15 protein-coding genes and 1 pseudogene are annotated in these 20,562 nt (G+C 69.9%); 7 read left to right on the forward strand and 9 right to left on the reverse strand.

Annotated elements, in window-relative coordinates; all coding sequences use genetic code 11:
* Positions 1–64: 64 nt before the first annotated feature.
* Both HDA40_RS11600 and HDA40_RS11605 read right to left on the reverse strand, forming a co-directional pair.
* Complete coding sequence (locus HDA40_RS11600) at positions 65–817, reverse strand: SDR family NAD(P)-dependent oxidoreductase (protein ID WP_253754870.1); 753 nt, start codon at positions 815–817, stop codon at positions 65–67.
* Positions 814–1,293 carry an EXPERA domain-containing protein gene (locus tag HDA40_RS11605; RefSeq protein WP_253754872.1) on the reverse strand — a complete coding sequence of 160 codons (480 nt, stop codon included), beginning with the start codon at positions 1,291–1,293 and terminating at the stop codon, positions 814–816. The genes HDA40_RS11600 and HDA40_RS11605 overlap by 4 nt, the downstream gene beginning before the upstream one ends.
* Positions 1,294–1,332: 39 nt before the next feature.
* Between HDA40_RS11605 and HDA40_RS11610 the strand changes: the two genes are divergently transcribed.
* Positions 1,333–1,953, forward strand: coding sequence for a GNAT family N-acetyltransferase (locus HDA40_RS11610; protein WP_253754874.1), 621 nt, complete (start codon positions 1,333–1,335; stop codon positions 1,951–1,953).
* Between the two features lie 147 nt (positions 1,954–2,100).
* On the opposite strand, the gene HDA40_RS11615 is transcribed toward HDA40_RS11610, so the two are convergent.
* Positions 2,101–5,778 (reverse strand): S8 family peptidase, encoded by a 3,678-nt coding sequence (locus HDA40_RS11615; RefSeq protein ID WP_253754876.1) that lies wholly within the window; start codon positions 5,776–5,778, stop codon positions 2,101–2,103.
* 251 nt (positions 5,779–6,029) lie between these two features.
* On the opposite strand from HDA40_RS11615, the gene HDA40_RS11620 reads away from it, so the two are divergent.
* Complete coding sequence (locus tag HDA40_RS11620) at positions 6,030–7,007, forward strand: helix-turn-helix domain-containing protein (RefSeq protein WP_253754879.1); 978 nt, start codon at positions 6,030–6,032, stop codon at positions 7,005–7,007.
* Between the two features lie 253 nt (positions 7,008–7,260).
* Here the strand turns inward: HDA40_RS11620 and HDA40_RS11625 are convergent, their stop codons facing one another.
* Complete coding sequence (locus tag HDA40_RS11625) at positions 7,261–8,214, reverse strand: helix-turn-helix transcriptional regulator (protein WP_253754881.1); 954 nt, start codon at positions 8,212–8,214, stop codon at positions 7,261–7,263.
* Positions 8,215–8,362: 148 nt separating this feature from the next.
* Here HDA40_RS11625 and HDA40_RS11630 point away from each other — a divergent pair, with 148 nt between their 5' ends.
* Positions 8,363–9,451, forward strand: a complete 1,089-nt coding sequence (locus HDA40_RS11630; protein WP_253754883.1) for a sialidase family protein — start codon at positions 8,363–8,365, stop codon at positions 9,449–9,451.
* 67 nt (positions 9,452–9,518) lie between these two features.
* Here the strand turns inward: HDA40_RS11630 and HDA40_RS11635 are convergent, their stop codons facing one another.
* Positions 9,519–9,854, reverse strand: a complete 336-nt coding sequence (locus HDA40_RS11635) for a nuclear transport factor 2 family protein (protein ID WP_253763610.1) — start codon at positions 9,852–9,854, stop codon at positions 9,519–9,521.
* A gap of 30 nt (positions 9,855–9,884) precedes the next feature.
* Positions 9,885–10,718, reverse strand: a pseudogene (locus HDA40_RS11640) (NAD(P)H-binding protein); the annotation flags it as partial.
* 140 nt (positions 10,719–10,858) lie between these two features.
* Between HDA40_RS11640 and HDA40_RS11645 the strand changes: the two are divergent.
* Positions 10,859–12,079 (forward strand): phospholipase D-like domain-containing protein, encoded by a 1,221-nt coding sequence (locus tag HDA40_RS11645; protein ID WP_253754885.1) that lies wholly within the window; start codon positions 10,859–10,861, stop codon positions 12,077–12,079.
* Between the two features lie 79 nt (positions 12,080–12,158).
* On the opposite strand, the gene HDA40_RS11650 is transcribed toward HDA40_RS11645, so the two are convergent.
* Positions 12,159–14,606, reverse strand: a complete 2,448-nt coding sequence (locus tag HDA40_RS11650) for a GcvT family protein (RefSeq protein WP_253754887.1) — start codon at positions 14,604–14,606, stop codon at positions 12,159–12,161.
* A gap of 89 nt (positions 14,607–14,695) precedes the next feature.
* Between HDA40_RS11650 and HDA40_RS11655 the strand changes: the two genes are divergently transcribed.
* A complete protein-coding gene (locus HDA40_RS11655) occupies positions 14,696–15,067 on the forward strand; it encodes a hypothetical protein (RefSeq protein WP_253754889.1) in 372 nt (123 codons plus the stop codon).
* Between the two features lie 13 nt (positions 15,068–15,080).
* On the opposite strand, the gene HDA40_RS11660 is transcribed toward HDA40_RS11655, so the two are convergent.
* A complete protein-coding gene (locus HDA40_RS11660; protein WP_253754891.1) occupies positions 15,081–15,425 on the reverse strand; it encodes a hypothetical protein in 345 nt (114 codons plus the stop codon).
* Between the two features lie 81 nt (positions 15,426–15,506).
* On the opposite strand from HDA40_RS11660, the gene HDA40_RS11665 reads away from it, so the two are divergent.
* Positions 15,507–15,929: a hypothetical protein gene (locus HDA40_RS11665; RefSeq protein ID WP_253754893.1), complete on the forward strand. Its 423-nt coding sequence runs from the start codon at positions 15,507–15,509 to the stop codon at positions 15,927–15,929.
* A gap of 235 nt (positions 15,930–16,164) precedes the next feature.
* Positions 16,165–17,505: an MGH1-like glycoside hydrolase domain-containing protein gene (locus tag HDA40_RS11670; RefSeq protein ID WP_308197692.1), complete on the forward strand. Its 1,341-nt coding sequence runs from the start codon at positions 16,165–16,167 to the stop codon at positions 17,503–17,505.
* Between the two features lie 7 nt (positions 17,506–17,512).
* On the opposite strand, the gene HDA40_RS11675 is transcribed toward HDA40_RS11670, so the two are convergent.
* A complete protein-coding gene (locus tag HDA40_RS11675; RefSeq protein ID WP_253754894.1) occupies positions 17,513–20,545 on the reverse strand; it encodes a putative bifunctional diguanylate cyclase/phosphodiesterase in 3,033 nt (1,010 codons plus the stop codon).
* Positions 20,546–20,562: the final 17 nt, after the last annotated feature.

The raw sequence follows: 20,562 nt of genomic DNA on the forward strand, positions 1-20,562 counted from the left end.
TAACCTATCTAACAGATAGACCCAGCGCAAGACGTCGATGCCCCACCGAAGGGTGGAACCCTGGTCACGGGCCGAGGACGTCCTTCGACGCGCGACCCATGATCGAGATCGCCGTACGCCGAGGCAGCCGGCTGAGAATCGCCGACGACACCTTCATCAGCGCGCCCGGCACCACCCGCGGCCGCTTGCCCAACGCTTCCAGCGCTGCCGTGACCACCTCGGCCGGAGCGACCGTCCCGGGCGCGGGCTTCGCCGTCGACGCCGCCAGCCCCGGAGTGCTGACCGCCCCGGCCACACACGCGACGGCGTCCACACCCGACGTACGCAACTCGGCCCACAGCCCCTCGGCGAACACTGCGCCGAACGCCTTCGTCCCGGCGTACAAGCTGAGATTGGGCGAACCCTGCGCCCCCGCGAGCGAGGACATCACGACGAATCCGCCGCGACCGCGGTCCTGCATCGCGGGCAGGAAGTGCCGCGCGAGCAGCATGGGCGCGCGAACGTTGAGGTCGATCGCGCGGGTGAGCTCGGCGGGGTCGCTCGTGGTGAACGGGCCGATCGGCGACAGCGCCGCGTTCGCGACGAGCAGGCCGATCTCCAGGCCGGACACCGTGGCGAGGACGGTCTCGATCCCCTCCGGCGTGGCCAGGTCGGCGGCGACCTCGATCTTGGGCCCGGGCAGGTCGAGCGCGGGATGCCGGGCGACCAGCACGACCCCCAGCCCACGCGCCGACAACTCCCGGGCGAACGCCGCCCCGATGCCCTGCGACGCGCCCGCCACCAGCGCCCACGGCCCATATCTCTCGGCGAACGTCACCACGGCTCCTTCCGCATCCGGATGATCATCGCGACCGGCATGAGCAGCCACGGCAGGTTCACCGCGAGCACGAACCCGAAGTCCGGCGTCGCGTGCGGACCGTAGCGCTCCTCCATCAGGATGATCAGCACGTTCGACAACATCATCCCGGACCAGACCAACGCGGGCACGCGGATCCAGGTACGGCGGCGGACGAAAGCGTAGACGGCGGCGAGATAGAACGGCCCGAACAGCAGCACGTCGATCCAGATCGTCGCCTTCCACCACGGCGGACGGGCCATCAGCAGCGGGTCGTAGGTGTCGCCGTACCAGTGAATCAGGTCGAGCAGCGGCGCCGGGGGCCACAGCGGCTGGGTGAAGTGCGCCGGATCGGCGATGATGAGCTGCTCGATGTCCACGATGTAGGTCACGAAGCACAGGTTGATCAAGAAGAAGACCACGAACAGCAGGTCCACCGGGCGCCGTCGGAGGGGCATGCCGACACTGTAGGCCGTCCTGCCGCTACGCTCAGCCCTGTGAGCTGGCTCGACGCCGTCGGCTGGATCGGTTCGGCGTTGCTGGTCTGGTCCCTGCTGCAATCCCGCATCCTCCGCCTGCGCGCCATCAACCTGGTGGGCTGCGTCGTCCTGATCGGCTTCAACTGGGCGCTCGGCGTATGGCCGATGGTCGGCCTCAACACCGCGCTCGCGGTGATCAACATCTACTTCCTCGTCAAGCTGCTGCGGACCCGGCACTCCGACGAGGTCTACTCGGTGGTCCAGGTCGCGACGGACGACGACTACCTCGCGCACGTCCTGACCGTCCACGGCGCGGACATCGCCCGCTTCAACCCCGGGTTCCAGCTCCCCGGCTCCCGTGCGGCGTTCCTAGTGGTACGCGGAGACGAAACCGTCGGCGTGGTACTCCTGCACGACGGCGGAAACGGCGTCGCCGTCGTCGACCTCGACTACGTCACGCCGAGATACCGCGACTTCACCCCGGGCGAATTCGTCTACCGGCAAAGCCACATGTTCACCGATCGGGGCTTCCACACCGTGGTCGCCCCCGCTCGGCCGGCGCTCTCGGGATACTTCACGCGATTGGGGTTCACGCGGGTCGGCGACACCTACTCGCTCACCCTCCCCCCTTCTTCCTGACCGGCTGCGGCTCCGGCCGGATTCCATGATCAGCGGAAGTTCTGCGGGGTTATAGCCCCACATTTACTCCGTTGATCATGGAGCAGCGTGCGTCGGATGCGCCCGACGACGGCTGGCCGTCGCCGGGCGCTGCGCTGGGCGTACCCGTTAGTGGAGGGTGACCGCCCACGCGCGCGTGATCGTCTGGTCGAGCTGGTTGCCCGCCTGGTCGGTGATCGTGACCTGGACCGACGTGAAGCCTTCGACGGCCGGCACGAGCAGGGTGACCGTGCCGTCGGCCGCGCGGCGGCCGGTGAGCGTGTGCCAGGTGTGGCCGTCGTCGGAGGAGATCGCGACGCGGACGTCGAGCCGGCCGCGGAGCGTGACCCCGGGCTGGTAGCCGGGCCGGATCACCAGCGGGTACGCGTGCCGCGCGTGGACCGTGTTGCGCAGGTCGGTGCCGACCGAGTACGCCGCCTGCAGCAAGGGAAGCACGGCGATCCCGTCGGGGCGACCGGAGCGGAACGTCCACTTGCTGCTGGTGGCGGTCGAGGTGGTCCACCATGGCTGGTCGCGCCGGACGTCGAGCCCCAGCTCGTAGGCGGCCACCCCAGACGGCACGGTGACCTGCGCGTTCGCCGCACTGGTGGACAGCAGCGGGACGCCGTCGCGCTTCAGCGTGAGCAGTGCGCTGTCGGTGCCTTCGAGCCAGCCGTACTGGTCGCCGGAGCCGTTCGCCCACTGTGGCATCGCGATCCGCAGCGCGTCGTGCGAGCGGTTGGCCGGCGCGCCGAAGGCGTACTCCGCGGCGACGGCGGGCATGGCCGGGCGGGACACCGCGCCGAACCAGTCCTCCGCCGTACGCTCACCGGCCTGGTAGGTGCGGGCGAGCCCGGTGACCGTGCCTTGGGCGTACCAGCTGGAGATGTCGGCCGACGCCTCGTGCCGCCAGGTGACCTGGGCGTCCCGGGAGCCGACGGTCAGGTGATCGACGCGCTCGGACGGCGTCGGCACCACCCGGAACGCCGAGTACGCCGCCAACGCTGTGGGCGTGATCGCAAAGCGACCCTCGCTGGCCTGACTCTCCCGTACGCCGTGGAAGGAGCTGCGTACGGTGGCCATTAGGAGACGGCGCGTGTCGTAGGTCAGGTTCGCCGGGATGCGCCCCCGTTCCGGGAGCAGCACCTGATACGAGTACGGGCTTTCCGGCGTGCCGGTGACGCGGAGCGTCCGGCCGAGCCGCGCGACGTCCTCCTCTTGCAGGGCGTAGGCCGGAACCGTCGAGCCTTCGGTGAACGGCTCGTAGTAGGACGAGTCGCCGGAGTGCAGCAGCACCAACGCCGCCCCGGCCCGCTCGGCCGCGCTGAGATCGACGGGCTCGCCCATGGGCGCCTTCAGCAGCAGCGCCTTTCCACGCGCCTGAGCCACTTCGGACGTGATCGCCAGCGTGCGGGAGCCGTCGAGCGTCGGCGTGTTGGGAACGGGTGCGGGAGTCACCTCCTTCTTCTGGGTGGCGAGGGTCAGCGGCGGTTCGCCCAGCTCGAAGTGGGTGGTGAACTCGAACGTCCCGCTGGTCACCCGGGCGGTCGGGGTCGCCGAGAACTTCGTGGTGATCCGGGGGTTCAGCCCGAACCCGGTGATGATCGACTTCTCGCCGACGACGCGCTGCCAGGCCACGGTCACGTCGCGTACCTGGGCGTTCTCGGGGGTCTGGACGGTGATCGGGACCGCCTGCCGGGCGTCGAAGCTCAGCGTGGTGTCCTTCGTGACGGTCAGCTCCGGCCGGCCCAGCACGGTCAGCTCACGCGGCCAGTCGCCGTCGTCCACGGTGAAGGCGAACACCATCAGCGCGTACCGGCCCGGCGGGACGTCGAGCGTCGCGGGCTCCGCGCCGAGGATGCCGCGCATCAGGTCACCCGTGTCGAGGTTCCACAGCTGCGCCTGGCTGAACGCGCCGACCGGCTTGCCGTTGCGCCCGACCGCGCTCAGCGTCAGCTTGTGGGTGGGGCCGGCCACTTCGAATCCCACTGGTACGCGTAAAGCAGTGCCACTGGTCCGGGCGACGAGCTGTCCGGTGTAGACGCCGCCCGCCGTGTGATCCGGGTCGAGCCGCAGCGTCGCCGTGGCGGTGCTGGTCGGCGCGATCGTCAACCGTGCTGGGCTGACGCTGAGGGCGGCCGATTTCCCTCCGTCAGCGGCGGCAGCGGCGGTCAGGTCGAGGGTGATCGGGCGGCTGGACGTGTTGCGGTAGCTCACCGTGCTGGTCCGGGGCGACCGGGCCGAGCCGGTCCAGTCGACGTGCCCGAGGACGATCGAACCGGTGCTGACCACAATCGGCTGGCGGATCGCGGCCGCCAGGTCGATCCGGCCCGTCCCCATCGCGATCGCCGGACCGGCAAGCGGCTGCGCGGTGTTCACCAGCGCCGCCTTGAGCTGGGCGGCCCGCCAGTCCGGATGCTGCTGCGCGAGCAGCGCCGCCGCACCCGCCACATGCGGCGTCGCCATCGACGTCCCGGACAGCGAGGTGTACTTGTCGTCGATCAGTTCACCGGCCGAGGTCCCGGCCGCCCGAGCCGCGATGATGCCGACGCCAGGGGCGGTGACCTCGGGCTTCACGGCGGCGTCGCCGGTCCGGGGACCGCGTCCGGAGAACGCTGCGAGCTGTCCGGCCTTGTCCACGGCGCCGACCGTGAGCGCCTGCGCGGCCGCGCCCGGAGCCTGCACGGACGCGACGCCCGGACCGGCGTTCCCGGCCGCCACCACGAAGAGCGTGCCGGACTTCACGGTGAGACTGTCGACCGCCTCGCTGACCGGGTCGGTGCCGTCGCTCTCCCCGGCGCCGAGGCTCAGGTTCACGACCCGAGCGCCTTGGGCGACGGCCCATTCCATCCCCGCGATGACCCAGGAGAGGTCGCCTGAACCACTGCCGTCGAGGACCCGCCCGATGATCAGCCGGGTTTCCGGCGCGACCCCGTTGAGACGGCCCCCGGGATTGCGGGCGCTGCCGCCGACCGTCGCCGCCACGTGGGTGCCGTGGCCGTTGGTGTCCACTGCGGATCCCTCGCCGGTGAAGTCCTGCGCCGCCGCCACCCGGCCCGCCAGGTCCGGATGCGTCGGGTCGTACCCCGTGTCGAGGACGGCGACGGTCACACCCTTCCCGGTGTATCCGGCGGCCCACGCCTGCGGCGCGCCGATCTGCGGGACGCTGTCGGCTAGCGCCGCGCGTACCTTCCGGTCGAGGAAGACCCGGCCGACGTCGCCGGACCGGGTCAGCGTCCCGGGTTGGGCGAGCCGAGCCGTCAGGCCACGCCAGAACTCGCGGGCCCGCGCTTTGTCCTCGGTGACGGCGGCGGCGTTGATACTCGGCAGGAGAGCCCGGCGGGCGGCGCCTGGCGGATTGGCCGGCACGGCCGGCGTCACGCCCGCCGGGGGCTTCGTTTCGCCCACTGGGGGCATCAGGATCAGCGGCAGCGACGACCGGGACCGGTCGTCGTAGCCGGCCGCGATCAACTGCGTGACGTTGAAGAGCTGCTCGTCCAGCCGACCCGCTTGCACATGCGGCAGGGCGTCGACCGGGACGACGTAGGTGTCGCCGTCGCGGGTGGTGAGCTGGTAGCCCTTGCCCTCGGACTCCACCCCGACCACGGGTCTGCCTTGGACGGTCGACAGGCGTACGCGGTCGCCCGTGATCAGGGTGACGGTCTTCGTCTGCTGTGGACCCGCCGCCGTGCTTCCTGCGGTCGTGGCGCTTCCCACAGAACTCTGGCCGGCGGCTGCGGCCGCGCCCGGCCAGCCGAGAGATGCCACCGCGACGGCGATTGCGACTACAGCGCGTAGTGACCTCACGACGACGCTCCTCCCCAGGCTGCGATAACGGAACGTGAGTGTTACACCTCGTAATCGCGGGGGAAAGATCATTCAGCGGCGCAACCGCGCCGTGGCGCAACTGCGCCACCGTCCCCTCGGGAACCCTCCTCCCCCTTCCCGCGTCTCACCCCCCGTCCCTTCCCGTTGATCATGGAGTTGACTGAGGTCTCGGCGGCGCGTCGGCACCGGAACCTCATGATCAACGGCCCGGCCGCGACGAAGGAGGTCGCATGCTGGAACCCGCCGGGCTCACCGCCGCCGAGGAGTCGGCGTACCTGGCGTTGCTGCGGCAAGGCAGCGCCACGCTGGACCAGCTCGCAGCCCGAGCCGGTCGCACGACAGCGCAGATCACCCGGGCCGTCACCGGCTTGCACCGCAAAGGTTTGGTACACCGGACTCCCCCACCACACGGGCTCGTCGTCCCGGTGCCGCCGGACGAGGCGATCGACCAGCTCATCCAGCGGCAGCACGCCGAACTCGACCGCACTCGGGAGGCGGCCCAGCAACTCGCCGCACAGACCCGCGAAGCCACCGCGTCCAAGAGCACCGCCGAGCTGATCGAGATCGTGCAAGGGCGTACGCGGGTGCAGCGCGCCTTCGAACGGGTGCAGGCACAGGCGCGTACGCAGATGCGGGTGCTCGTGACACCCCCGTACGCCGCGACGAGCCAGGTCAACGACGTCCAGCTGACCCGGGGACCCGACGTGGTCTACCGGGCCGTGTACACGGTGGAGGCGTTGTCCGAACCCGGATTCCTGGCCGCCATCGGCGACCACGTACGCGTCGGCGAGCAAGCCCGGCTGGCCCCGGCGGTGCCGACGAAACTGGCCATCGCCGACCACTCGCTGGCCCTGTTGCCGCTCGTGTGGACCGACGCCGCCCAGGACTCGGCCGTCCTCGTGCATCCATGCGCGCTGCTGGACGCGCTCGTCGCCCTCTTCGAGACGGTATGGGCGGCGGCGAGCCCGCTGGCGCTTACCGGCACCGGCGAAGTGACGCCACTCGGCGAACTGACCGACGAAGACCGCCGGCTCCTCTCGCTGCTGATCGCCGGAATGACCGACGACGCCGCCGGAGCGCGGCTGGGCCTGAGCCGGCGCACAGTCGTACGCCGAGTGCAGCACCTGATGGCGGTGGCCGGGGCACAGTCACGGCTCCAGTTGGGCTGGCGCGCGCGGGAACTCGGCTGGCTCACCCCCGACGCGTAGGCGCGCGCCTGACGCGTAGGCGGCGCGCCCTGCGCCGCCCCGCCCCGCGCCGCCAGCCGGCAGCCGCCAGCGAGGGGCAAGTTGATCTAGGCGAGAAAGTGTCGCCCCAGCAACCGAAACTCGCCAAGATCACCCCGGCCCTCCCGCGAAGGCCGCGATATCCCGGATATCGCGGCAACGCACCCGGCAACGCACCGGCAACGCACCGGCAACGCACCCGGCGACGCCCCGCGGAGAGCCGCGGAGAGCCGCGCTAGATGAGTCCCTGGCGAGCGGCAGCGAGCCCAGCCTGAAATCGCGTACGCGCCCCAAGCCGGTCCATCAGCTCACTGGTCCGCCGATGCACCGTACGCACACTGATGCCGAGCTGCCGCGCCACGGCTTCGTCCTTGAGCCCGGCGGCCAGCAGCATCAGCAGTTCCCCCTCCGGAGTCGACGAGTCGGTGGAGTCGGAGTCGAAGACGGGCACCGCGACGTTCCAGAGCAGGTCGAACAGCCGGATGAGCGCATCGAGCAATGTGGACGCGTACACCACGAGGGCGCTGTCGACCATGGCGTCCCGGTCGGCGGTGAACGGCAGGATCGCGGCGGATCGGTCGGAGATGGCTAGTTTCAGCGGAACGTCGTCGCAGACGCGCGCCTCCTCGCCGGCCTCGACCGCCGCCCGTATCAAACGCAGTGCTCCAGGGAGTTCCAACGCTTCCGGCGCGTAGATGCCGCGGAGGCGTACGCCTCGGCTCAGCAGGTCGTTCTCGCCCGGGTTCGGTTCGCTCGGGTTCTGGGCGTACGGGGGCCGGTCGAGGACCAGCAGTTCCCGCCGGGTGGACTGTTGCAGCTGCTGGAATCGGGTGGCCACCGCCTCCCGGCCGAACACGATCTCCAGTTCTTCCTCGGGCCGGTGCCGCCGGTCGGCGGGCAAATCGGCCAGCAGCAGTTCCGCGGCTTGTCGCGTCGCGGCCAACTCCTGCTGCCGTCGCGCGATCAGCGCCTCCACCGCCGTGTCCGGCCGGGCCGCCACATAGCGGATCGGCCGCCCGGCCAACCGGCTCACCAAACCGCACTCCGCCAGGCGATGCAGCGATTGGCGGACCGCCCGCGCGCCCCGCCCCGCTCGTTCGGTCAGCTCCGCCGGCGTGAGCCCACGCTCCCGCAGCAGCACCCGATAGAGCGCCTCGTCCTCTTCCAGAACCCCCAGGGCCTCCAGCATCGTGCACCTCCCACTGTGGCCTCTTGCCGCCACGGCAGGATCCTGCCACCGGTTCGCCTTTACGCGCCAGGCCCAGACCGGATATCAAGATCCAGTGGTACGCAGAAAGAACGCAATTCTCACGGGCGCGGTTGGCGCCCTCATCCTGATGAGCACCGTCGTCGGCGGTACTCCGGCGCAGGCCGCGCCCACCTGGACGCCCCCGAAGTGCGGGCAGGTGACCGGTGGCGACGGCGCGCTCACCTACACCTGGAACGATGGCCGCCACCTGACTCAGACGGCGGCGGAGCTGCGGCCGATCTCGGTGGTGTCCGACATCGAGGCGCTGGCCGCGCCGAACACGCTGCTGGCGGTGGACGACTTCGGCAAGCTGTCGCAGAGTCTGGACGCGGGCTGCAGTTGGACGCCGATCGCCACGCTCGCGGGCCAGCCCCCGTACGCCATCACCGCCGCGGGTGGAGCGAGCGCGTACGTCTGGTCGCGGGCGAACGACGAGCTGCTCTACCGCGTCGACGGGACCACGGTGACCGAGCTGCCCCGGATTCCGGTGGCCGACGTCGGCAACCTGCTCGCGCTGGCCGTCGACGGTACGCATCTGCGCGCGGTGACCTCCACCGGCGTGGTGCTGGACTCCGTGGACGGTGGCCAGTCCTTCCAGCGTCGCGGGGTGACCCCGCAGCCCGTGCTCGGCTGGTGGATCTGGGGCTACGAAGGCTCGATCGGCCGGAACCTCGACCACATCGTGCTCGGCACCAGCACCGACGGCGTGTACACCACCTTCGACGGCGGGCTCACCTGGACTTCGTCCAGGCTGTCGGCCGAGCCGAAGCATCGGATCAACGTGTTCAGCGTGGCGGTCTCGCCCGCCGACGAGAACGTGGTCTGGGCCGAGGGGCTCGACACGACCGAGCTGGACGCGGGCGGCACCCGCGCGCAGGGCCGCCACCTCTGGCGGTCGACCGACGGCGGCCGGACGTTCGCCGTCGCGGTGGATCACGACCCCGACACGGTGACGCTGACGAACGGGGTGCCACTGGCGCCGCATCCCACCGATCCGGACGTCGTGTACTTCGAGTTCGGCACGTGGTTCGCGAACTACGGCACCGACCTGTTCGCGTACGACGCGGGCACCGGGCGGTTGACCGTCGGCCACAACGGCCACGACGGCATCAACGCGATCGCCTTCAACCCCGCCTTCCCCCAGGTGCTCTATCTGGGATTGACCGAGGTCCGCTGACCTCCGCCATGGCGGCGGCCTCACGGCCCGGCCGGGTGCTCCTCGTCGAGCGCCCGGCCGGGCTTTCTCAAGCGGCCGGCGGATCGACGTACGCGACCTCTTCGCGGACGATCCGCCCGCCGCTGACCGTGTAGAGCGTCACCTTGCGAGCGGTCCGGCGTACGCCGGAAGGCCGATGGGTCTGGTCGAAGGTGAACTTGACCGCGAACTGTCCGTCGCCGAGCAGCGGCCCGTCCGCCGTCACCTCGTGGATGTCGTAGTCGGCGGTGAGCCGGTGCGCGTTGGCCATGATGGCTTCCAGGCCGACGGTCTCCGCTACCCCTTCCAAGGGGGCGACTCGGACCATCGTCGGGGACAGCAGGGGCGTGGCCTCAGCCAACGCGCCTCGGCGGAGCGCCTCCACGTATGCGTCGGCGACGTCGCGGGTCGAGCGGAAGTGGGCGGCGTGATCGGCGGCCCAGTCGGCGAACGTCCGGGCGGGACGCCCGGTGAGCCGCTCCACCGTGTCGACCACCGGTTCCGGCGCGGTGACGATCGACGCCCAGTGCCCCAGCGCCTTGTCGACGAACGCCTCGTCACCCCAGTTCGCCACCATCTGGGCGCGGGCCTCCTCCGGCGGCTGCTCGTCGAATCGCAGCGGGCGGCCGATCGTCTCGCCGATGATGCGTACCTGGTCGGCTTGGCTCACCGTGGCCGGCCCGGTCAGCACGTGACTCCGGCCGGCGTGGCCGTCCCCGGTCAGCACCGCGACGGCGGCGGCAGCGATGTCCGCCTCATGGATCAGCGACCGCTGTGCCCCGCCGTACGGCGCCCGGACCACGTCGCCGGAGCGGATCTGCTGCGCCCAGCCCAGGGTGTTCGTCGCGAACCCACCGGCCCGGAGGAACGTCCACTCCACGCCGGATCGGCGGATCAGGTCCTCGACCTCGCCCCAGACGCCGTTCTCCGGCGGGCTCACGTCGTCGCGGACGGAGAAGGCCGACAGGTAGACCACCCGGCGGGCGTACTTGGCGATCGTCTCGATCGCGGGAGCGGCCCCGTCTGCCGAGTGGAACGGCCACAGCAGGAAGACCGAGTCCACCCCGTCGAGTGCTGTACGCAGTGATTCGGTGTCGGTGAGGTCGCCGGCGACGACCTGCACACCGTCGGGAAGCCCAGCCGAGTCGGGATTGCGAGTCAGTGCCCGGACGGGCAGGCCGGAGCCGGCCAGGGATGCGGTCACGTGCCGGCCGACGTTGCCCGTCGCGCCGATGATGAGTGTCGTCATGCGTTCAGCCTTGAACCTCAACCATGGTTGAGATCAAACTTTTCGCCTGTCAGCGTACGCGGGAATTTTCAGGTGATTGCGGTTAACGCGGACGGCGCAGTCTACTAACGCCCATGAATAGATGGAAAAGTCTGATAGCTGTGACAGCGTTGACCGCCGGCGTCCTCACCGCGCCGCCGGCCGCGCTGGCCGCACCGGTGACGAGCGCGGTCTTCAACGATCCGACCGGCACCACCGCCGAGAAGACGCAGCTACAGAACAAGATCGTCGAGTTGATCAGCACCGCCCCGACCGGGTCGCGGATCCGGATGGCGATGTACTACGCCGACGACGCGACCATCCCGAACGCCTTGATCACGGCACACCAGCGCGGGGTGAACGTTCAGGTCGTCTTCGACGGGCGGGAGACCGCCGAAACGCTGTGGCCCTCGTTGACCGCCGAACTGGGCGTGTCGCTGAGCGCGGCGAGCTGGGCGCTGGCCTGCCCGGCCGGGCGCGGCTGCATCGGCAGTCGCGTACTCGGGAACGTGGACTCCATCAACCACAACAAGTTCTTCCTCTTCTCCAGCACCGGCGGGGCGTCGAACGTCGTCGTGCAGTCGTCGGCGAATCTCCACAACGGACGTGACGGGCTGGGCGGCTGGAACAACGCGCTGATCCTGGTCGGCAACACCGCGGCGTACAACTACTACAGCGCGTACTTCGACGACCTGAAGGGGCGGGTCGTCAACAACAACTACTACGACACGCGTACGCCGCTCCAGGCCGGCAATTCCAAGATCTTCTTCTATCCGCGTCAGGAGCAGTCGGGGACGAGCCCCTATCAGAATCCGGCCGAGGACACGATCTACACCATCCTGTCCAATGTGGATTGCTTCGGGAACTCCGTCGTCGGTACGCAGGACGGCACCCACCGGACGATCATCCGGGTCGCCATGAGCATGTTCTCCCGGGACTACCTGGCGAAGAAGCTCTGGGACCTGGACGCGGCGGGCTGCTACGTCGAGGTCGTGGAGACCTACCACCCGGGCTCCGACCTGGAGGTCAGCGCGATGAAGAAGCTGCTGGCCGCCGCGGGCGGCTACCACGGGCCGGCGGTCAAGTACTACTGCGACACCGACTCGATCTGGATCCACTCGAAGTACTTCGAGGTCGAGGGCGTCTACTACGGCAAGGCCGACCGCAAGATCGTGTGGACGGGCAGCCACAACTGGACCACGAACTCCCTGCGGCAGGCCGACGAGGCCATCCTGCAGCTGGAGGACGCCACGGTGTTCGACGCGTACACGGCGAACTTCCGGCAGATCCGGGACAGCGCGACGATCCGGTCCGTCGCCAACGGCGGCGCAGCCGGCTGCTGACCGCGTTGATCATGGAGTTTCCGGTCCCGACACACCGTCGAGACCATGGTCAACTCCATGATCAACGCCCAAGCGGGGGTTAGGAGCGGATGCGGGTGTGGGTGGGGTCGTAGAGCGGGCGGAGGGAGACACGGGCGGGCTGGATCGAGCCCGCGATCTCCACGCTCCACTCGGCGTCGTCCAGGTACGCGGCGGTGACCGGACGGTCGGCTTCGACCATCGCGAGGCCGACCGCGCCGCCGACGGTGAACCCGTAGGAGGCGGCGCGCACATACCCGACCGGTACGCCGTCCCGCCGCAGCACCTCGCCGTGGAAGAGCAGCGGCTTGGGGTCGCTGAGGAGCACCTGGACGAGCCGTCGGTGCGGCGTACCGGCCTCCTTCAGCGCCAGCGCAGCGGAACGGCCGACGAACGAGGGCTTGTCCAGGGCCACGGCGAAGCCGAGTCCCGCCTCGTACACGTTGTCGGTGTTGTCGATGTCGTGGCCGTAGTCCCGGTAGCCCTTCTCCATCCGCAGGCTGGACAGCGCCTTCAGGCCCGCGTGCACGAGGCCGTGCCGCTCCCCCGCCGCGACGAGCCGGTCGTAGACGTGCAGCGCCTGTTCGGCCGGAATGTACAGCTCGTAGCCGAGTTCGCCGAGGTAGGTGATCCGGATGCAGAGGACCCGGGCGAAGCCGAGGTCGATCTCCTGCGCGGCCCGATAGGGAAACGCCTCGTTCGACATGTCCGCCGACGTCACGTCGGCCAACAGCGCGCGGGACAGCGGTCCCTGGATGTTGATCTGCGCGTACGCCCCGGTGACGTCGGTGACGAAGGCGTGCGAGTCGGAGCAGAACCGCTGCAACCGGGTCAGCACGTGCCGATGCGCGGTGTCGCTGGCGACCACCCAGAACCGGTCTTCGGCGAGGCGGGTCACCGTGAGGTCGGCTTCGAGGGTCGCGCCCTCGTTGAGCCACTGCGTATAGGTCAGCAGGCCGTCCTCAGTGGAGACACGGTTGGCCGACAGCTCTTCGAGCACGGCTCCGGCGTCGCGCCCCTGCACGAGGAACTTCGCCATGAAGCTCATGTCCATGAGGATCACGCCCTCGCGGGCCGCCTTGTGCTCGGCTTCCCAATAGGGGAACCAGTTCTGCCGCCCCCAGGACAGCTCTTCGACGACCGGCTCGACGCCGGGCGGGGCGTACCAGTCGGGGCTCTCCCACCCGCTGACGTCCTTGAAGTACGCACCCTTCGCCGCCAGTCGCGAGTGGAACGGCGACACCTTGGCACCCCGGGCGGTCTGCATCGAGCGACCCGGATAGTGCGTCTGATACACCATGCCCAGCGATTCGACCGTACGCGTCGCCCGGTACTCCGGGTTCCGCTGGTAGGGGTGCAGCCGATCGATGTTGACGCCGGTGACGTCCCAGTCGGGGCGGCCGTCGACGATCCACTGCGCGACCGCCCGGCCGAGCCCGCCGCCGGTCAGGATGCCGATCGAGTTCAGCCCGGCGGCCACGAAGTAGTTCCGCAGTTCCGGGGCCTCGCCGATGATGGGCGCGAGGTCGGGCGTGAACGATTCGGGCCCGCAGAAGAACTTCTTGACGCCCCGGTCGAGGGTGATCGGCACCCGCCGCATCGCCTTCTCCAGGTACGGCCCCATCCGCTCCCAGTCCGGGGGCAGTTCGCCGAAGGAGAAGCCGTCCGGGATGCGCCCGACGTTCCACGGCGCGCACTCGGTCTCGAACAGGCCGACCATCAGGCCGGCGCCCTCCTCGCGGTAGTACCCGTAGGACGACGGGTCCTCCAGCACGGGCAGGTCGCCGTGCACCTCCGCGATCGGCTCGGTGATCAGGTAGTAGTGCTCGGCCGCCTGGAGCGGGATGTTCACCCCGGCCAGTTCGCCCAGTTGGCGGGCCCACATGCCGGCCGCGTTCACCACGTACTCGGCTTCGATGTCGCCTTCCGGTGTGCGTACCCCTTGAATTCGACCATGGGACGTGCGAAAGCCGGTGACCGGAAGTCCCTCGATGATCTTGACTCCGCGCTGGCGCGCGCCCTTGGCGAGCGACATGGTCACGTCGACCGGATTGACCCGCCCGTCGTCGGCGACGTAGAACCCCGCGAGCAGGTCCTCCGTGCGCGCGAGCGGGAACAGCTCGTGGATCTCGCGCGGCGAGATCTCCTGGACGTCGACCCCGAGCAGGCGGTTGAAGGCCGCGACCCGGCGGTACTCCTCCAGCCGCCCCTCGTCCGCCGCGACCTCGATGAACCCGACCTGCTTGAGGCCCGTGGCCAGCCCGGTCTCCGCCTCCAGGTCGCGGTAGAGGTCCCGGCTGTACTGCCGCCAGCGGGTCGACGTCTCCGACATCGACCCGAACGTCACCATCAGGCCCGCGGCGTGCCACGTCGTCCCGGACGTCAGTTTGTCGCGCTCCACCAGCACCACGTCGGTCCAGCCGAGCTTCGCCAAGTGGTACGCGATACTGGTGCCGACGACGCCGCCACCCACGACGACGACCTGGGCCCTGTCCGGAATGCGCGACATGGACGCAGAGTGTAGCCGGGGATTCTCTCGGGCGAGCCGCAAGGAGTGCAGTCAGCCCGCACACAGGCAGTCGGGATATCTTCATCGACATGGACGAGAACCGAGCCCGGCGCGTCGTCGACGCGCTCCGCGATCGAGGCGTCCCCGCCCACCTGTCCCTCGGCGGCGGCTTCCGCAAGGTCGGCGTACGCATCGCGCTGCCGGACGGCCGCGAGGCGCTCTGGGACACCGACGGCACCGCCGGACTGGAGGCGCAAGTGCTCCGGGACGGGATGCTGGTCGGCTTCGTGCCGCACATCGACGGCTCCGAGGACTTCACCGAGGAGCAGGTCGTCGACGCGATCGCCCGCACCGACTACGACCAGCCGGTGGCGCGGCAGCGCAAGGAGGCGCCACCGCCGGACCGGCCGCTGCCGATGGAAGGCGGCTTCTTCCGCCGCTTCCGCGACGGTTTCCGCTGAGGCCCCGGCTGCGTCAGTCGCCGAACGCTTTGGCGGAGACGACGCGCAGCCTGCCGTCCTGACCCGGCATCCGGGGAGCGCGGTACTCGACGTACAGCTGAGCGCCGACGCCCACGGTGACCGCGGCTTCGGCGGGGGCGTACTCCTTGGTGGGGGCGCCGGTGCCGGCTCGGGGGACGACGGCGACCCGGACACGGTGGGGACCGGCCGGGACCGGCACCGCCTCAGGCGCCCAGCTCACGACGGTACGCCGGACGCCGTCGACGACGAGGACCGGAACTGTGTCCTTGTAGGAGCGTGCGACCGCCCAGGAGGGCCTGGTGAAGGTCATCCGCAGGACACCCTGACCTAGCGACATGCCAATACTGTCCCACTTTGATGCAGTACGCGCAGGGCAAGCGCGCAAAGCATGTCGCGCCCTACAGTGGCGCCCATGCGAATGCCGATCTCGGTCGCGCGCTGGGCGGCACTGCTGACGCTGCTCGGCGGATGCGCCTGTTGCTGCGGAAACTGGGCGCCGATCGGCCCCTCTCCGGACATCGAGGCGGCCGACGTCGTCGGGACGTGGGTCAGCGATGAAGGCGCACGTATCACCCTTAACGGTGACATGACGTTTCGGACCGAGGGCCTCGCGAAATGCCTGGAAGGCGAGGAAGGCAGCGGAAGCAGCGCGGGCGGCGGCGGGGCGGGCACCTGGTCGCTGGGCGATCCGGAGACCCTCGACCCCTATCAGGACCTCCTGCTCAAGTACGCCCCCTACGGCGAGCATCTGCAGACGTGGCGGGCCCAGGAGGACGAGATCGTCTATCTGTGGGGCGACACCGACAACAGCGAGATCTGTTTCTTCGAACGCGGCGAATGATCGGGTGATCGAAATCACGCGATCTGTCCGGATTAGATGATCGCCGATCCTGCCTCGGCGGGCCGGTCGATCACGACGGCCACGCAGCGGCAGGTGGTGGCCCGTATTCCGGCGGCCCGCCGACAGGCGCCCGACCGCGCTTCACCGGTTCGGCGGACAAAAGGGTACGCATCGGCAGCGTGATCGACGGCGAGTCCACTGGCGGACCCTTCTGAGCTGCACAACGATGAGAGGGGTGGAGCAAGCCAGCACAGAAGATCACGATCATCAACCCGTCGACCTCGACCGGCTTCGGCGTACCGCTGAAACGGTTCTGCGAGGCAACTGGTCCGGCGACCACATGGTCCCCTCCCGGACCCTCTACCCCCATCAATGGAGCTGGGACGCGGCGTTCATCAGCATCGGACTCGCCCACGTCGCCCCCGACCGAGCCTGGCGCGACCTGCGCAGCCTCTTCACGGCGCAGTGGCCGGACGGTCGCGTACCGCACATCGTCTTCGACCCGGGCGTGAACGAGAAGGACTATTTCCCCGGCCCCGCCTTCTGGGACGTGCCGCCGCTACCCGGCGGGCCGAGCCACATCCGCACGACCGGCATCGTCCAGCCGCCGGTGCACGCGCTCGCCGCCCGGATGATCCACCGGGTCGCTCCGGACGCGGAGGAGCTGCGCTGGCTCTATCCGCGCCTGGTGGCCCAGCAGGAGTACCTGCTCAAGCACCGCGACGCGGGCGGAGCAGGGCTGGCCAGCATCGTGCACCCCTGGGAGTCCGGTCTGGACAACAGCCCGTCCTGGGACGACGCCCTGGCCCAGCTGCCCGCCGACGTCCGGGTGCTCGACCGGTATCAGCGCCGCGACGTGCAGGTCTCGGTCGCCACCCACCGGCCGACGAATGCCGACTATGCCCGGTACATCGCGTTGGCGGCGTCCTATCGCGACAACGGCTACCAGGACTTCGATCTGCTCGAACGGCACGGTTTCGTGGTCGAGTGCCCAGCCTTCAACGCGCTGACCGCCGACGCGGAACTGGCGCTGGCCGAGATCGCCGCGGTCGTCGGGGCCGACCCGGGCCCCCATCGGGAACGGGCCGCCGGCATCACCCAGGCCATGATCGAGCGCCTCTACGATCCCGAGACCGGCTTGTTCCACACGCTCGATGTGCGTACCGGCAAGCGATCGAAAGCCCGCTGTGTCAACGGCTTGATGCCGCTGATCCTGCCGGGACTGCCCGCGAGGGTCGCGGCGTCGCTGGCCGATCAGGCCGCCTCCGCGCGCTTCGGGCTCAGCCCCGTGCCGGTCCCGAGCTATGACCGCACGGCGCCGGACTTCGACCCGCTGCGCTACTGGCGCGGCCCGGTCTGGATCAACGTGAACTGGCTGCTGCGCCGCGGCTTCGCCGGGCACGGGTACGCGGCCGAGGCCGAGGCCCTGCGCCAGGCGATGCTGTCGGTGGTGGACCGCTCGGGATGCTTCGAGTACTTCCATCCCACGACCGGCGAGGGCATCGGGACGCCGGAGTTCAGCTGGACCGCCGCGCTGATCCTGGATCTCCTCGCGATACCGCGAACGCACCCCTGAGAGACGGCTACCGGCCCGACAGCACTGTCGCTGGGGTGGCGGTCAGCCACTCCAGCGCCTGCTCCGCCGACAACGGCGGGGAGAACAGGAAGCCTTGGCCGTAGCGGCAGCCGAACCGGGCGAGCATGTCGCGTTCGGACGGTCGCTCGATGCCTTCGGCGATGACCTGCAGGCCGAGCGTCTGGGCGAGCCGGATGATTCCGTCGACCAGCACCGCCTGCTGGCCGGACGAGGCGATCGTACTGGTGAACAGCCGGTCGATCTTGAGGGCGTCGAGCGGGACGTGCCGCAGGTAGCTCAGGGACGAGTAGCCGGTGCCGAAGTCGTCGATGGCCACCCTGATGCCGGCTCGCCGCAGTTCGACGAGGTCGTCCCAGATCTGGTCGTCGTCGCGCAGCAGCAGGCTCTCGGTGATCTCCAACAGGAGCCGGTCGGGAGGCACGCCGGCGTCGGCCACCGCTCGGCGTACGCCGGCGACGAAGCCGGGCGATCGGAACTGGTGGACGGAAACGTTGATGCTCACGTACGGCGCGTCCCGGGTGGCCCGCTGCCACGCCGCGGCCTCGGCGAGCGCCTGGCGCAGCACCCAGGTGCCCATCGGCACGATGAGCCCGCTCTCCTCGGCGACCTCGATGAAGTTGTCCGGCAGCAGCCGGCCGCGTTCGGGGTGCTCCCAGCGGACGAGGGCTTCGAAGCCGGCGGTCAGCCCCGAGCGCAGGTCGACGATCGGCTGGTACTCCAGGGTGAGCGCACCCGCCGCGACGGCCTCGTCCAACGCGGCTCGCAGTTCCAGCCGGCGCACCATCGCCGTGTGCAACGACGGGTCGTACCGCCGCCACTGCCCCTTCCCGGCGTTCTTGGCGACGTACAGCGCGAGGTCGGCCTGCCGCAGCAGGTCCTGCCCGTCCGGGTTGTCCGCGCTGGTCGCGACGCCGATGCTGGCCCGGCCGGAGACGACGCGCTCGTCGATGGTGAACGGCTCGGCCAGCGCTTCGATGATGCGCTCGGCGATCTGGTCGATCGCCTCGACGCTGGGCGCGTCGCCGATCAACGCCGCGAACTCGTCGCCGCCGATGCGGGCGGCGGTGTCCTGCGGCCGCAGGGTCATGGTGAGCCGCCTGCTCACCTCCAGCAGCAGCCGGTCGCCGTACTCGTGGCCGAAGGTGTCGTTGACGATCTTGAAGTCGTCGAGGTCGAGGAAGAGCACTCCGACGATGTCATCGGTGTCCTGCGCGGCGGCGACGGCCGCCCGGATGCGGTCGTTGAAGAGCACGCGGTTCGCCAGGCCGGTCAGCGCGTCGTGGAAGGCCAGGAAGGTCAGCTCGGCCTGCAACCGCCGCTGGTCGGTCACGTCGCGCATGGTCAGCACCAGGCCGCCGACGGTGGGGTCTGTGCGCAGATCCCGGCAGGACGCCTCGACCTGCACCTCGATGCCGTCCGGGCGGCGTACGGTCCAGTCCGCGGGCACGTCGCCGCCGCATTGGGCGAGCATGCGCGCCAGGTCCGCCTCGGGCACCGCCAGCCGTTCGCTCAGGCGCACGCCGGCCAGGTCCGTGCCGAACACGGTCCGCGCGGACGGGCTCGCGTACCGGATGTGGTCGCCGTCCGGTTCCAGGATCAGGATCACGTCCGTCGTGTTCTGCACCAGCGTGCGGAAGTACTCCTCGCTGGTCCGGCGGGCGACCTCCGCGCCCAGCAGGATCCGCTCCATCGCCAGCGCGGCCTGCGCCGCCACCAGCTCCATCGAGATCTGGATCTGGCCGAGGGCCATCTCGTCCGCCGCCACCAGCAGCACGCCGATGGTCGGCTCGCCGGAGAACCGCTCCGGCAGGCCCATCGGGCAGATCAACGTGATCTCGAAGTCACCCAGCGCCGCGGCCACGTCGGGCGGCAAGGTCCGCGTGTAGGCCAGCCGGGCGCCGTCCGCGGGCTGGCGCGCGAACAGATCGGGGGCACTGCCGTCATTCATCACCACGTGTACGCGGTGAGGCGTGCCCGGGGCCAGCAACTGCGCGGCGGCCAACCGGAGCGCGGACTCGACTTCGGCGGTGGAGGTGGCCGAGAGCAGTGCGCTGCCCGCCTCGCGGATCCCGCGTCCGCGCAGGGTGTTGCGCCGATAGCTGTTGATCACGCCGAACAGCCGGACCAGGGCCAGGACGAAGGTGGCGCCCAGGAAGACCACGATGACGACGTCGTACTCCGAGCTCTGCCCGGTGATCGTCTCGACCAGCAGGAGCACCAGCGGGATGAGCACCAGCAGCGACAGCCACAGCTGACGGCGTACGCCCATCTGCCTCGGGCGCACCGCCCGGGGCTCGGTCAGCTGGACCATCGAAGGGTGCAACGCGGCCGCGCCCCAGCACGCGTAGAAGACGATCCAGCCGATGTCGACCGGCCCACCGGTGGCCCAGTCCCCCTTGAGCTGGGCCAGCCCGTAGAGCACGTCGGCCGTCAGCGTCCCGCCCAGGCCGACCAGGAGCAGCACCGAACTCGGATTCGGCCGGATCGCCGTCACCAGGCGTACGCCGACCAGCAGCAGGACCAGGTCGCCGAGCGGATAGCCAATCGAGATGAACCGCTGGAGGGTGGTCAGGTCGGGGGCCGTCAGCCGGGGGCCGATCAGGTAGAGCCAGCCGAGCAGGCCGATGGCGACGGTGACGATCATCGCGTCGAGGGCGGCACTGCGGTTCTGCCCGCCGGAGCCCGACCGGGTCAGCCCGAACACTCCGATGCCCAGGAAGACGAAGGTGATCAGGTAGAGGAAGTCGGAGATCGACGGGAATGGGTTCTGCTGGCCGCCGTACCGGACGAGCATCTCGTACGCGAAGTCGCCGGCACAGAAGGTGGTCAGCGCCAGGGCCAGCCACAGCCAAGGCGCACGCCGCCGGGGCCGATTGCGCCAGACACCGAACAGGATGGCCGCTGCCGCGCCGAATCCGATCAGCGACCAGATCACGACATGCGCGGACGGCAGGGCGTAAAACGCCCCACCTAGCACGAACATGCCGACGGCGTACGCCAGCATCACCCGGTCACGCATGCGCGGCTCATTCTGCC

Source organism: Hamadaea flava (assembly GCF_024172085.1).
Taxonomy (GTDB): Bacteria; Actinomycetota; Actinomycetes; order Mycobacteriales; family Micromonosporaceae; genus Hamadaea; species Hamadaea flava.

What these genes read in the sequence shown, in the direction of transcription:
- HDA40_RS11650 (WP_253754887.1), bottom strand. Translation starts at nt 14,606, where the DNA reads ATGTCGCGCATTCCGGACAGGGCCCAGGTCGTCGTCGTGGGTGGCGGC.
- HDA40_RS11660 (WP_253754891.1), bottom strand. Translation starts at nt 15,425, where the DNA reads ATGTCGCTAGGTCAGGGTGTCCTGCGGATGACCTTCACCAGGCCCTCC.
- HDA40_RS11605 (WP_253754872.1), bottom strand. Translation starts at nt 1,293, where the DNA reads ATGCCCCTCCGACGGCGCCCGGTGGACCTGCTGTTCGTGGTCTTCTTC.
- HDA40_RS11620 (WP_253754879.1), top strand. Translation starts at nt 6,030, where the DNA reads ATGCTGGAACCCGCCGGGCTCACCGCCGCCGAGGAGTCGGCGTACCTG.
- HDA40_RS11625 (WP_253754881.1), bottom strand. Translation starts at nt 8,214, where the DNA reads ATGCTGGAGGCCCTGGGGGTTCTGGAAGAGGACGAGGCGCTCTATCGG.
- HDA40_RS11630 (WP_253754883.1), top strand. Translation starts at nt 8,363, where the DNA reads ATGAGCACCGTCGTCGGCGGTACTCCGGCGCAGGCCGCGCCCACCTGG.
- HDA40_RS11665 (WP_253754893.1), top strand. Translation starts at nt 15,507, where the DNA reads ATGCCGATCTCGGTCGCGCGCTGGGCGGCACTGCTGACGCTGCTCGGC.
- HDA40_RS11675 (WP_253754894.1), bottom strand. Translation starts at nt 20,545, where the DNA reads ATGCGTGACCGGGTGATGCTGGCGTACGCCGTCGGCATGTTCGTGCTA.
- HDA40_RS11655 (WP_253754889.1), top strand. Translation starts at nt 14,696, where the DNA reads ATGGACGAGAACCGAGCCCGGCGCGTCGTCGACGCGCTCCGCGATCGA.